This is a genomic window from Pseudoflavonifractor sp. MCC625 (genome assembly GCF_018784545.1).
Classification (GTDB): domain Bacteria; phylum Bacillota; class Clostridia; order Oscillospirales; family Oscillospiraceae; genus Pseudoflavonifractor_A; species Pseudoflavonifractor_A gallinarum.
In genome coordinates this window covers 1-350 of sequence record NZ_WQOJ01000039.1, presented here as the reverse complement: position 1 = coordinate 350, position 350 = coordinate 1, and the positions used below count along the sequence as shown (strand labels likewise).

Sequence of the window (350 nt, the reverse complement as noted above, 5' to 3'; positions counted from 1 at the left end):
GGCGAGCACATCGGCATTGCCTCCTGCGACATCAAGGCCGGCGAGCATGTCCACGTCCACAATGTGGAGAGCCACCGCGAAGACCTGGAAGCCGAGGCATAAGGGAAAGGGAGGAAGTAAGGCATGAATTTCTATGGTTATAAGCGTCCCGACGGCCGCGTGGGTATCCGGAACAAGGTTCTGATCCTGCCCGCCAGCGTCTGCGCATCGGACACCACCCGCATCATCTCCCAGCAGGTGGTGGGCTCCGTCACCTTCAACAACCAGAACGGCTGCTCTCAGGTCGCCTCTGACCAGCAGCTGACCATGGACGTGATGGCCGGCTTTGCCGCCAACCCCAACGTCTACGG

Annotated in this window: 1 protein-coding gene; it reads left to right on the top strand. The window is 60.9% G+C overall.

Translation table 11 applies throughout. The features are described from left to right. Nucleotides 1-123: 123 nt before the first annotated feature. Nucleotides 124-350 (top strand): UxaA family hydrolase (locus GPK94_RS12525; protein WP_215655898.1); only part of this gene is annotated, 227 nt, incomplete at its 3' end.